Source organism: Microcystis sp. M165S2, assembly GCF_020245885.1.
Taxonomy (GTDB): Bacteria; Cyanobacteriota; Cyanobacteriia; order Cyanobacteriales; family Microcystaceae; genus Microcystis.
The window spans coordinates 1-12,750 of sequence record NZ_JADBTZ010000185.1; the positions used below are offsets into that span (position 1 = coordinate 1).

The 12,750-nt window shown below is 42.2% G+C and carries 13 protein-coding genes and 1 pseudogene; 7 read left to right on the top strand and 7 right to left on the bottom strand.

Features of this window, described 5'->3' with window-relative positions:
- Positions 1–267 (top strand): annotated as a pseudogene (locus IM479_RS09610) (hypothetical protein); the annotation flags it as partial.
- Positions 268–343: 76 nt separating this feature from the next.
- Here the strand turns inward: IM479_RS09610 and IM479_RS09615 are convergent.
- The gene (locus IM479_RS09615) at positions 344–796 is read right to left on the bottom strand and encodes a divergent PAP2 family protein (RefSeq protein ID WP_287686026.1); all 453 of its coding nucleotides are present in this window, start codon (positions 794–796) and stop codon (positions 344–346) included.
- Positions 797–813: 17 nt separating this feature from the next.
- Positions 814–1,743, bottom strand: coding sequence for a geranylgeranyl diphosphate synthase CrtE (crtE, locus tag IM479_RS09620; RefSeq protein WP_287686027.1), 930 nt, complete (start codon positions 1,741–1,743; stop codon positions 814–816).
- 410 nt (positions 1,744–2,153) lie between these two features.
- On the opposite strand from crtE, the gene IM479_RS09625 reads away from it, so the two are divergent.
- The 5 genes from IM479_RS09625 (at position 2,154) to IM479_RS09645 (ending at position 5,648) form a co-directional block, all read left to right on the top strand.
- Positions 2,154–3,551: a serine/threonine protein kinase gene (locus IM479_RS09625; protein ID WP_287686028.1), complete on the top strand. Its 1,398-nt coding sequence runs from the start codon at positions 2,154–2,156 to the stop codon at positions 3,549–3,551.
- Positions 3,552–3,773: 222 nt separating this feature from the next.
- A complete protein-coding gene (def, locus tag IM479_RS09630; protein WP_287076906.1) occupies positions 3,774–4,349 on the top strand; it encodes a peptide deformylase in 576 nt (191 codons plus the stop codon).
- A gap of 31 nt (positions 4,350–4,380) precedes the next feature.
- Positions 4,381–4,578, top strand: coding sequence for a hypothetical protein (locus tag IM479_RS09635; protein WP_287686029.1), 198 nt, complete (start codon positions 4,381–4,383; stop codon positions 4,576–4,578).
- A gap of 671 nt (positions 4,579–5,249) precedes the next feature.
- Positions 5,250–5,480: an aspartate aminotransferase gene (locus IM479_RS09640; RefSeq protein WP_287686030.1), complete on the top strand. Its 231-nt coding sequence runs from the start codon at positions 5,250–5,252 to the stop codon at positions 5,478–5,480.
- Between the two features lie 18 nt (positions 5,481–5,498).
- Positions 5,499–5,648, top strand: coding sequence for a hypothetical protein (locus IM479_RS09645; RefSeq protein WP_287686031.1), 150 nt, complete (start codon positions 5,499–5,501; stop codon positions 5,646–5,648).
- A gap of 74 nt (positions 5,649–5,722) precedes the next feature.
- Here IM479_RS09645 and pstB (IM479_RS09650) read toward each other — a convergent pair whose 3' ends face one another.
- From pstB (IM479_RS09650) to pstS, 5 genes are all read right to left on the bottom strand, one after another.
- Positions 5,723–6,520 (bottom strand): phosphate ABC transporter ATP-binding protein PstB, encoded by a 798-nt coding sequence (gene pstB / locus IM479_RS09650; protein WP_008196127.1) that lies wholly within the window; start codon positions 6,518–6,520, stop codon positions 5,723–5,725.
- 147 nt (positions 6,521–6,667) lie between these two features.
- Positions 6,668–7,471 carry a phosphate ABC transporter ATP-binding protein PstB gene (gene pstB / locus IM479_RS09655; protein WP_287686032.1) on the bottom strand — a complete coding sequence of 268 codons (804 nt, stop codon included), beginning with the start codon at positions 7,469–7,471 and terminating at the stop codon, positions 6,668–6,670.
- A gap of 95 nt (positions 7,472–7,566) precedes the next feature.
- The gene (gene pstA, locus IM479_RS09660; RefSeq protein ID WP_002732684.1) at positions 7,567–8,460 is read right to left on the bottom strand and encodes a phosphate ABC transporter permease PstA; all 894 of its coding nucleotides are present in this window, start codon (positions 8,458–8,460) and stop codon (positions 7,567–7,569) included.
- 300 nt (positions 8,461–8,760) lie between these two features.
- Positions 8,761–9,720, bottom strand: a complete 960-nt coding sequence (gene pstC, locus IM479_RS09665) for a phosphate ABC transporter permease subunit PstC (protein WP_287686033.1) — start codon at positions 9,718–9,720, stop codon at positions 8,761–8,763.
- Between the two features lie 94 nt (positions 9,721–9,814).
- The gene (pstS, locus tag IM479_RS09670; RefSeq protein ID WP_287686034.1) at positions 9,815–10,936 is read right to left on the bottom strand and encodes a phosphate ABC transporter substrate-binding protein PstS; all 1,122 of its coding nucleotides are present in this window, start codon (positions 10,934–10,936) and stop codon (positions 9,815–9,817) included.
- Positions 10,937–11,435: 499 nt separating this feature from the next.
- On the opposite strand from pstS, the gene IM479_RS09675 reads away from it, so the two are divergent.
- Positions 11,436–12,470, top strand: coding sequence for a PstS family phosphate ABC transporter substrate-binding protein (locus IM479_RS09675; protein ID WP_287686035.1), 1,035 nt, complete (start codon positions 11,436–11,438; stop codon positions 12,468–12,470).
- Positions 12,471–12,750: the final 280 nt, after the last annotated feature.

Sequence of the window (12,750 nt, forward strand, 5' to 3'; positions counted from 1 at the left end):
CCCATCCCCCAACCCCCATCCCCCAACCCCCAACCCCCACCGAAAAACTTTTTCAGCAGACCCTATTTAGACCGTGTAGCTGAATACTGGAGCGATGCTTGTGCCAATTTACCCAGTTATCAACACTTTGTTGAGTGGATTCCTGCCACTTTGATTCCTTTATCTCAAGCATTGCTGCTGATGCGTTTCAAAAAAGTTTTGAATTGGTGTACCAAGATTGGCCATCTCAAAACTTTAAAAACCGCGAAAGCCTTCAATTTTTTTTAGGGATTGTAACATGAGTGATTACCCCAGATTTTCAGTTATTAAATCTAGTTTATCTCAACCGAAGAAAACACCTCAATTAACGACAGAGCAGCACCATAGCGATACCGATACCTAAGCTTAAACCGACCAGCACTTGAAAAGGAGTATGACCAATTAATTCCTTTAAACGTTCCTCGTTAAATTCCTTGCCCTCCTGGAACATTTCATCGATAATTTGATTGAGAATCCGGGCTTGTTTTCCCGCTGCCTGACGCACTCCAGCCGCATCATACATAACAATAACCGCAAAAAGCACTGCGATCGCAAATTCGGGACTAGACCAACCCATCTGTAATCCTACCCCAGTAGCCAAGGCCCCCACCAGCGCCGAGTGAGCGCTAGGCATTCCTCCCGACGAGACTAGATAGCGCAGACTCACCTTACCATCGCGGATTAACTCAATCAGCGCTTTTAGTCCTTGGGCAGTGAAACAAGCTAAAAGAGAGACTAGCAGTATTTGATTGTGTAACACCTGCTGGAAGTCCTGCATAATCTCATTCGTTTAATTTAATTTTTACGATTAACAATATACTCGGCGATGGCCCGTAAAGGTTCAGCGGCCTCATCGTAGCCACTCAATTCACCGATGGCACTATCTATTAACTGTTGAGCTTGCTGGCGGGACCCTTCTATCCCCCAGAGACTAGGATAGGTGGCTTTTTGTGCCTGTAGATCCTTACCGGCGGTTTTGCCCAATTCCTCCTTTGTCGCCGTGATATCGAGAACATCATCGATAATTTGGAAAGCCAAGCCAATATTTTGAGCGTAACGGGCTAATTTAGCTATATCTTCCGCTTTTGCCCCCGCTAAAACTGCCCCCGACACCACAGAAGTCTCCAACAGGGATCCGGTTTTCTGAGTATGGATAAAACCGAGAGTTTCCACCGAAATATCAGGTTTTCCTGCGGATTCCAAGTCTAAAACCTGACCCCCCACCAAACCCGCTGCCCCGACCGTGCGACCTAAACGGGCAATTACCTCTAAAATCTGTAGGGGAGGTACATTACGAGTCTGGGTAGCCACATACTCGAAAGCGTAGGCCAGGAGACCATCCCCGGCTAAAATAGCGATATCTTCGCCAAAAACCTTATGATTGGTTAATTTCCCCCGTCGGTAATCATCGTTATCCATGGCGGGTAAATCGTCATGAATTAATGACATAGTGTGAATCATTTCCAGGGCGCAAGCGGTGGGTAAAGCCATCTCTAGGGAACCCCCCATCAATTCACAGGTAGCCAGACATAAAATCGGCCGCAGACGTTTGCCGCCGGCGAGGAGAGAATAGCGCATCGCCTCGTAGATTTTGGCAGGATTGCCGATAACTAAAGAGCTATCTAAAGCTGACTCGACAATTAACCGCTTTTCCTCCAGATAGGAAGCCAGAGAAAAGCTCTCGTTTTTCCTCACTTCTACTCCTCGTTCGCCCCTAGTAACCATGTCTTTTTGTCTTGAACCGACTGCTTTTAAAACTATATCAGGAAACTCCACCTCGATCGGAATTAAACTGGCTGCTCCCTTGTACCCTCAGCTGTTGACTATCTAAATTACTCCTTCAGACTGCATGGCAGCGCCGCAGTTGCTATTCTGAACACTTGTACTAAATTTTCCCAGACGGAGATGGGCCAATTTTCTTTTCTGATGCCTATTTTCTCTTTTAACCTGAAAAAATACATCCCTCAGCCTAGTCCAGGGATTAGCGAAAAACGGGCGATATAATTGAATTTCGCCGCAGTTATCATCGGAGATGCTAAAGTTTTCATGATTCGGTCAAACTTCCGTTTTCTTAGCTTGCAGTTTAGAAATTTCTCGATTAGCCTAGAAGTAGGATTATCCTAGGAATATATTGTATGCTGCCAGGGCAAATTTTAGGCGATAGATACCAAATTCAAAGTCAGTTAGGTAAACAAACCGGAAGACGCACTTTTCTCGCCCAAGATCTAAAAACGGGTACTACTGTTGTCGTCAAATTATTAATCTTCAGTCCCGATTTTGAATGGACAGATTTAAAACTTTTTGAACGGGAAGCAGAAACTCTTAAACATCTAGATTGTCGCTCGATTCCTGAATATATCGACTATTTTGAAGTTCGCACCGATACCTATCAAGGTTTTGCCCTTGTTCAGAGTTATATCGAGGCTAAATCTCTCAAGGAACAGATAGAAACTGGTCGCAAATTTAGTGAAGCAGACCTACAAGAATTAGCTAAATCTATCCTAGGTATTTTAATTTATCTCCATGGACTTAACCCGCCAATTATCCACCGGGATTTGAAACCTAGTAATATTTTACTAAAAGATCGATCGGGTCATAGTATCGGTAATGTTTATTTAATTGATTTTGGTTCTGTCCAGACTGTTGCCCAACAGGAACAGGCCACTTTAACTATCGTCGGAACCTACGGTTATATGCCCCCCGAACAATTCGGTGGTCGCACCGTTGCCGCTTCTGATTTATACAGTTTAGGAGCCACTTTAATCTATCTAGCTACAGGCATTCATCCCGCCGATTTACCCCAAAAAGATGGCAAAATTCAATTAAATAATTTAGCCAATTTAAGTCCTGCTTTTGTTCATTGGTTAGGGCAGTTAATTGAACCTAGTCTCGAGAAAAGGTTTGTTTCAGCACAGGCAGCCAATCAAGCTTTAAATACTCTCCACGAAATGCAATTAACTGCCTCAAACCTTGAAAAACCCGCAGGGAGTCGGGTACAGTTGCAAAAAAGCGAGGAGAAAATTAAAATATTTTTACCTCCCGAAGGTTTTACCCCTAAATTAATTTTTCTTGGAGCCTTTGCCATCGCTTGGAACGCTTTTTTATTAGTATGGACAGGAGGAGCCGTTTCTATTCCTCTGTGGATGCGTTGGTTTTTTCTGCTCTTTTCCTTGCCCTTTTGGTTTGTGGGTTTAGGAATGCTTTACCAGATTATTTATTGTCTCAAAGGGGAGGAAATTATCACTATTGATAGGGAAGAAATTGTTGCCATTCAGCGAATTTTTGGTTGGCAACTTCCCGGCAAAAAGAAAATAGCACGGCAACATATTAATAAACTGGTGAAAGCTGATAGTTATCATACCAAAGATAGCGATGGCGATCGAGTTTATGTGCCGATGGCTTTAACTATTTGGGCGGGGACTAAAGAATATACTATTAGCAGTAAGACAAAAGAATATCTGAGTAACCCCGAAATTGAATGGTTAGCAGCGGAATTAAGTCAATGGTTAGGAATACCAATTACTAATAAGTAGCCGGTTACAATCAGCTTTTTTCTCCCTTCTCCCCCACTGATTACTGATAACTGCTTACTGATAACTGAAAAATCTCCCCACTTTCCACTTCCCCACTTCCCACCCCCTGATATAGACGAACTGTCTGTGATCAGTGTAAAATTTTATGAAGAGTCTGGGCTTTTTTGCTCCAGAGCCAGTGACTAAGATCAAAAGTGTGTCATCCCATCGATAATTAAGTTTATGAGCGCCACTGTTACCGTAGAAAAACGCAAATTAGAAAAACCCCCTTTAGAACTGCATTATCTCGGCGATCGAGTCTTGCGTCAACCGGCCAAGCGGATTACTAAAGTCGATGACAGCATTCGTCAATTAGCCAGAGAAATGCTGCAAACTATGTATAGTTCCAATGGTATCGGGTTAGCAGCTCCCCAAGTGGCAGTCAATAAACAATTGATTGTCATCGATTGTGAACCCGATAAACCCGAAAATACGCCCCTAATTCTGATTAATCCCCAAATTATCGGTTATAGTCGGGAATTGTGCAAAGCGGAAGAGGGTTGTTTGAGTATTCCCGATGTGTTTTTAGATGTCATCCGTCCCCAATCGATCGAAGTCAGTTATAAAGATGAACAGGGGAAACCGCGAAAACTGCAAGCTAACGGTTTACTAGCGCGGGTAATTCAACACGAAATGGATCATCTTAATGGTGTCATGTTCGTCGATAGAGTAGATAACGATTTGGCACTCAATGAAGAATTAAAAAAACACGGTTTTTCCGTGCAAGCGGTGAAACCTGTTGAGAAAGTGACAAAATAAAGGCATTAGTTAATTTAGGTGAGGAGTGAAGATGACCCCGAAAAGCGGCGTTTTATTATTATTATCCTGTATTGCAGCGATCGCCAGTGTGGGTTGTGTCTTTGAAATTAGTTCGGGAGAACCGGATTTAGGCAATACCACCACTGGCTTAATTCTAGCTGCAAGTGTGCCACTAACAGCCCTATTTTTTTGGGCGGCGGTTAAAGACACAAGAGCCAATTACAAGTAGAATAACTTCCCCTCGGTTATCGAAAAATTGGCATAATTTTCATGAGCAGAAGAGAGAATTTATTTCTCTCTTTTGTTTGTTTTAACTACAGGACAAATTGCCAGAAAAAGTTACTTATTTTGAGGATTTTATCATCTTTCATGACAATGAATTATATGCCGACCGCTGAAAATCTGATTAGGTAAAGATTTCTCCAGGCTGCATCTCACCTTTGCAGAAATACGGACAATCAGCAATTATCAGTGACTCTTAAATTATTACAAATATATCAGCATCTGTCTGTAAGCATCCCACCGAAAAACTAATGCGCTTCGGGGTTTGGGGGGTAGAACCCCCCAAAGTCAAGGATTGAGTGATAAAATCGGAAGTGCGATCGCTGCTCTTGTAGGTTGAGTTGAGGAAAGAAACCTAACACAACCAACAGTCACTTTTTCAACGTCAACTCAACTGCTAACAAACTTTAATTAGGGTTTGCTGAAAAAGTTTTTCGGTGGGGGTTGGGGGTTGGGGTGTGGGGTGTGGGGTGTGGGGTTTTACCCATTTTCAGGTAGTCAATTACCTAATTTTCAGGGAAAAAGTCCCTGAATTTTCCCCCCAATCACTCCAAGGGTCGGCACTTTTTGAGGGCAAAAAAGTCTAAAAACCTTGTTGGCATAGTTGGCATAGAAGCCATGTTTAGTCTTAGCCATCTCAAACAAACTAAAGTCTATCAAGAAGCAACAAAAGAAGGTAGAGAAGAAGGTCAACAACGGGGAAAATTACCAGCAAAGTTAGATTATATTACCCTCGCTACTGCCTTAGACTTAGACATGGAAAGGGGGCGAGAAGTTCCCGAAAACTGCCGTCAAAATCTATCCGTAATCGGGCAATTTTATGAAACTAATTCTCTACCAATGTCCTAAGGAATTAGTGCAGTTTAGTTGCGTCAATTTACCCTTGCCCGCGCTTTCATTTTGTCTGTGATGACTCTTTTTATCTTTGGTTTTGCTATTCGTTTATTAGCTCTGATTGGTTTCGCTGTCATACTTTTAACTATTAGCGCCAAACGTTTTCGCAATCAGTTAAGTTAATCATTTTTCAATCATTCCCTGGGGAAAAAATTAATCTATCCCAGGGTCGTGAATAACGATTAATTATTAATCCTTTAACCGAAACGACCACTAACATAATCTCTAGTGGACTCTTGAGCGGGATTTTGAAAGATTACCTCCGTGCGATCATATTCCACTAAATAACCCACTTTACCGCCTTTTGGGGTCGGTTCGGCATTATAAAAAGCCGTTAAATCAGAAACCCGTGACGCTTGTTGCATATTATGAGTAACAATAACTATAGTATATTGGGTTTTTAATTCGTGAATTAATTCCTCAATTTTTAGAGTAGAAATTGGATCGAGTGCCGCACAGGGTTCATCCATTAAAACAACTTCTGGTTTAACCGCAATAGCGCGGGCAATACATAACCTTTGTTGTTGTCCCCCCGATAAAGCTAAACCACTTTCTTTGAGTTTATCTTTAACATCATCCCAGAGAACGGCTTTTTTTAAAGATTCCTCCACTAATTGATCCATATCACCGATGTAACCATTTAAGCGCGCCCCAAAAGCGATATTTTCATAGATAGATTTAGGAAAAGGATTCGGTTTCTGAAAAACCATACCAATACGACTGCGTAACCCGATAGGATTAACGGAATTACCATAAATATCTTGACCGCGAAAGGTAACTTTTCCCTCAATTTTGGCACTTTTAACCAGATCATTCATGCGATTAAAACAGCGCAAAACCGTACTTTTTCCGCAGCCAGAGGGACCGATAAAAGCGATCGCTTTTTTCTCAGGAATATCAAGGTTAACATCACGAACAGCGAGATTAGAACCGTAGTAAACATTTAAGTTTTTGGTTCTCAAAACCGCATCGGTAACAACATCTGTACTATACATAATTTTCAAAGGAAAAAGAAGATGGGTGTTTTTTTTTCAGTGACCAGTAAACAGTAATCAGTAATCAGTGAAAAGAAAACTGCCAACTTGCCACTTCATACTGTTCACTGAAAACTCACATCTGATAACTGATAACTGATAACTGATTTAGCCAAAACGTCCACTAACATAATCTTTAGTTGCTTGTTCTTGAGGATCACCGAAGATTTTGTCCGTATGATCAAACTCGACTAGATAACCAATTTTGCCACCTTTATCGGTGGCTTCAGCGTTATAAAAAGCCGTTAAATCTGCTACTCTAGTAGCTTGTTGCATATTGTGAGTAACAATAATAATTGTATAACGTTCTTTTAACTCGTGCATTAATTCCTCAACTTTTAAAGTTGAAATCGGATCGAGTGCCGAACAGGGTTCATCCATTAATAATACTTCTGGTTGAGCGGCAATAGCGCGAGCAATACATAATCTTTGTTGTTGTCCCCCCGATAGGGAAAAACCGCTTTCTTTCAGTTTATCTTTTACTTCTTCCCAGAGAGCTGCCCGACGCAAGGATTTTTCTACTAATTCATCTAAATCGCCTTTATAACCATTTAATCGCGATCCGTAAACCACATTATCATAGATGGATTTGGGGAAAGGATTAGGGCGCTGGAACACCATACCGATACATTTTCTTACTTCGACAGGATCCACCTCTTGAGAGTAAATATCCTGGTTATGATAAAAAACTTTGCCGTCAATACGAAAACCGTGAATTAAATCATTGAGACGATTAAAACACCTGAGAATGGTACTTTTTCCGCAGCCAGAGGGTCCGATAAAAGCGGTGACTTTATTTTTGGGAATATCGATCGAAACGTCTCGTACTGCCCGATAATTACCATAGTAAATATCAGCCTTATCGACCTTTAAAACGGTTCCTGTAGAATGGGTGTTAGAGTTAGTTAGCATAAATTGTTTACCTTGAATTTGGCTAATTTAGGAATCAGAAAGATAGGTAGATTTTTACTTAAATATCCCTTTTTGCTTTTCACTTTTTACTTTACTTAATAGGTTTTCTGGCGCGTGGCTAAACGGGATAAAATGTTAGTTACCAACACCAAAAGCACCAGAATTAAAGCACCTGCCCAAGCTAATTGCTGTTGAGGGGCAAAAGGGGCCGTAGCAAAGTTGAAAACTAAGACCGAAAGGGTGGCAATCGGTTCAAAGACACCTCGAGGCCAAAAGTTAGAGAATAATGCCGTAAAAATTAAGGAGGCGGTTTCCCCGGCTGCCCTAGCGATCGCCAGAGTCACACCGGTTAAAATAGCGGGAACTGCGGCAGGAAGGACGATTTTTAGGACAGTTTGGTAGTTATAGGCCCCTAAACCCATGGCTGCCCAGCGGATGTCTTGGGGAACGATTTTTAAAGCCTCATCGGTGGTTCTAATAATAGTCGGTAACATTAACACCGCTAAACCGATCGAACCGGCAAGGGCAGAAAAGCCTAAAAGGGCTGTTCCTTCGCCAAATAAGGGCGCAACTAACAAACCGAAGGCGAAAACCCCGACAATAATCGAGGGAACGCCCGCTAAAACGTTGGTAGCAAAGCGCACACCCTGGGCAAGTTTGTTATCACCGCTAAATTCCGAGAGATAAACCGCCGCTAAAACGCCGATGGGAACTGCGATCGCTGTAGCGAGGGCAACGACGATAATTGTGCCTAAAATGGCATTAGCGATGCCGCCTCCTCCTAACCCCGGCGGTGGTGGTAATTTAGTAAAGAGATTAGCGTTTAAACGACCCACCCCTTGCACAAAAACGAAGCCTAGGACGGCAAAAAGGGGAATCACGGTGACAGCTAAACATAAAGCCGAGAGAACGGTCATAATTGTCCCCAATAGCGATCGAGGACTACTCGGTTTCTTTTTGAGATTATTGCCTAAATTCGCACTATCCATATCAGTTATCAGTTATCAGTGAACAGTAATCAGTGATTAGTAAACAGTAAACAGTGAAAAGTGAAAAGACAGCAGTAAACTGCCATTTGATGATGATCACTTAATACATAGGCTTTTCTGGTTTCTGTGTGGAAACGAGGTCTATACTGATAGTTTTTTCCGCAAAATAGTCCTAAAAGTGTCGCCTAGTAAGCATTTCACGATTCCATAAGCAAAAATTATCAAACAAAGTCGAGAAGATCCATACATACTGCTCACTTAAAACTCAAAACTGATAACTGATAACTGACGACCGATGGCTTAATACTTAGCTTTGACGCGATTAACGATTAATTCTGCGAAGATATTGACTACTAGGGTCAAAACCAAGAGAACAAAACCCGCATACATTAAAGCTGATACTTGCATTCCCGATGCTTCGGCGAATTGGTTAGCCAATAAGGAAGCGATCGTGTTAGCGGGGGCGAGAATAGAGGCACTAATGCGGTTAGAATTGCCGATAATCATCGTTACTGCCATTGTTTCCCCTAAAGCCCGCCCTAAAGCTAACATAATCCCCCCGACAATCCCGGAAAAAGCGGCAGGAATTAATACCCGAAAAATCGTTTCCCAACGGGTGGCTCCCAAACCTAGGGAAGCTTGCCGCAAGTCCGGCGGTAAAGCGGCCAAAGAGTCACGAGAGATAGCGATAATAATCGGCAGGATCATAATCGATAAAATTACCCCCGCCGGTAACATACCTGGCCCGCCCAAGGGGGTGCTAAACAGAGGAATCCAACTAAAATTAGCATTTAACCAGTTGCCCGGGGGTCTGAGTATAGGAATCAGTACAAAAATACCCCACAATCCGTAAACAACACTGGGAATAGCGGCCAAGAGTTGTACGAGAAAAACTAAAATTGTCCGCGCATTTAAGGGAATAAAATCTTCGCTTAAAAAAATGGCTGAACCGATACCGAGGGGAACAGCAATCAGGAGGGCAATCAGAGAACTAACGAGAGTTCCGTAGATAACGGGCAGAACTCCGAATTCTTCCCGACCGCGCACGGGATTCCAAGCGCTACTGGTCAAAAATCCCAGACCAAAGGTTTGAATCGCTGGTAAAGCCCGAATAAAAATAACTAGGGCAATTAGGAGCAAAATTACCCCAATAGCGATGGCAAAGGCGGTAGTTAATCCAACAAAGCCTTTATCGAGGATTTTTTCCGATTCTGGACGTTCTTTAAAAGTTGAGTCGGGTGAAACTGTAGGCGCACTCATGATTAGGGTTTAAATCCAGCTAGTTTGAGGTAGCTAAGGTCGAAATTGACTTTTCTACACTATTATTGTAACTTTGAATACATTTTTTCGGCGACTAATCCACCTTGATTGTGTAATCAGGATAGATGACATCGGCGGCGGCGGCTACTCGTTCCCGGACGTTTTTCGGTAGGGGAATATAACCAAGGGGACCGGCTTGTTCTTGTCCCTGATTGAGTCCAAATTCGATCATCGCCTCCATAGCTAAAGCTTTTTGGGGATCGTTGTATTTTTTATAAACCAACATCCAAGTGTAGGTGACAATGGGATAGGAATTTTCCCCCGGGGGATCAACGATAAAAGCCCGCAGATTTTCGGGTAATTCCACCGTGGCTAAGGTTGCAGCGGCGTTGGTTTCATCGGGATTGACAAATTTACCCGCCTGATTTTGCAGGGCGGCCATGGGCAGGTTATTATTTTTAGCGAAACCATACTCGATATAGCCGATCGAGCCTTGATTTTGTTGAATTAGGGCAGTTACGCCTTCATTGCCTCTACCGCCGAGAAATTTACCTTTTTTGGTCGGCCATTGTACGGCTTTTCCGTCCCCGATGCTTTTTTTCCATTCGGGACTAACGGCGCTTAAAAACTTGGTAAAAACTCCCGTTGTTCCGCTACCGTCTGCCCGGTGAACTACGGTAATTTCTTGATCGGGTAGTTTTAAATCGGGGTTATCGGCGGCAATTTTGGCATCGTTCCAACGGGTAATCGTGCCTAAAAAGATGCCTACATAGGCTTCCCTACTTAGTTTCAGCCCTTCTACTCCGGGCAAATTATAAGCCATAACGATGCTTCCCGCCGTCATCGGTAGCAGTAAAACCCCGCGGCTAACTCTGGCCATATCTTCGTCACTCATGGCTACATCGGAAGCGCCAAAATCGATCGTACCTTGAATAAATTGTTCGACTCCCGCCCCGCTACCGGTAGATTGATAGTTAATTAGCAGTTTAGAAAATAGTTGATTGATGGTGACAAACCAGTTTTGATATAGGGGTGCAGGAAAAGAAGCTCCCGCACCATTGAGGGCGACCTCTCCTTGTAGAGGGACTTGGGAGATTCTATTGCTTCCCTCTCCGCTAGTTCCTGCCGTATCACCGCCCCCACAAGCGGTTAAAGTCGCTGTTAAAGTCGCTATGGATAAGGCTGTTAGTAAATGGGTTCTGTTTTTGTTGAGCATAGGATGAGGATTAATTTTGATCCGTAAACTGCCTTAAATCTTACGCTAAAAGTTACCACAGCTTGGTAAAGAATAGGTTAAGAAGTGAATAAAAAAAATATAATGTATTGTCAAGAAAAATTTTCTCGATAACTAGACAAAAATCTCAACTTCTTTTACTATTTATTTTGACTGAACATTAGTTTTAAGTCGCAGGTAAAGCCGCTAACTTTTCATGTCTAGATAGGGGTTGTCTCTTTCCTTACCATTATAGCGACGTAAAAACAACAAAGAAAATATTAAGGTTTTTAGCCATCATCCCCCAGCCTTGAATCAGTTATCAGTTATCAGTTATCAGTTATCAGTTATCAGTTATCAGATGTGAGTTTTCAGTTCACCGATTACCGATTACAGCAAAAAACTCCCCAACACCCAAATCCCTCACTGATTACTGATTACTGTTTACTGGTCACTGAAAAAACACCTAGCGCCCCTTTTTTACTTTGTCCTTTTTACACCTATGCTAGAAATTTTTACTCAGCTATCTCGTCCGACCAAAGTAGTCGCAATTGTCCTAGGAACTGCTCTACTTTTACCCGCTTGTGCCAATATTAATCCTCAAGACCTAAAACCAATTAAAATTGATGGTTCGAGTACCGTAGCACCAATTACCAATAAAGTTCTCGAAGATTTTAAAGCTAATACCCCTAACAAAGCTTTGGCTGATGTTAAAATTGACACTAATATTTCAGGAACCGGCGGCGGTTTTAGAAAATTTTGTGCGGGAGAAACCGATATTAATAATGCTTCTCGGCCGATTTCTGTGGAAGAATTAAAAGAATGTGATGCTAATAAGGTAAGATTTATCGAACTACCGATCGCATTTGATGCTTTAACCGTGGTAGTCAATCCCCAAAATAACTGGCTTGATGATATTTCAACTACAGAATTAAGAACTATTTGGGAACCAGCGGCCGAGAATAAAATCAAACGTTGGAATCAAATTAATCCCGCTTGGCCTGACCAACCGATTACCCTTCACGGGCCCGGTAAAGACTCTGGAACCTACGATTTTTTCAGTGAGGTAATTAACGGCAAAGATGCCAGTCGTGGGGACTTTAATTTTAGTGAAGATGACCAAGCTTTAGTTAATGCCGTCAGTCAAGATCCCAACGCTTTGGGATATTTTGGTCATGCTTACTATGAACAAAATCGGGATAAATTAAAAGCTTTGAAAGTTAACGGTATCGAACCAACTCGCAGCAATGTAGAGGATAGTAAATATCAGCCTTTATCTCGTCCTTTGTTTATTTATGTTAATGCCCAAAAAGCCCAAGAGAATCCCGCTTTAGAGAAATTTGTCAAATATTATCTCGATCGAGTTCCTGATTTATTAGATAGTATTGGTTATATTCCTCTACCGGATGAGGCCTATCATTTGGCACGGGTACAGTTGCAAAAATTTGAGGTAGGAACGGTTTTTGATGGCAGACCTCAACCCAATTTAACCATCGGGGAATTACTTCGTAAACAAGCCCAATTTGAAGCTAAGTAACGATTCCCATCTGGAAGGAAAATATATAAGAATTTTCCTGCTCCTATCTGCCCCCTACTATAGCAAGAGGTTTGCCAATTTAAAGCAACAGAGATACAGAAAAAAAAGAGGGGATAAACCCCCCAGCTTATCGAGAAACTTGTTAATTAGGGTTTGCTGAATAAAGCTAAAAACCTTACAGGAAAAGGCTTTTAGCTAGATTGAGAGTCGCTCAGGTGCCCCTGAATCTGCTAAAATTACTCAAAACCCTTGCATCTTCTCTCCTTAGTACCAATGTATC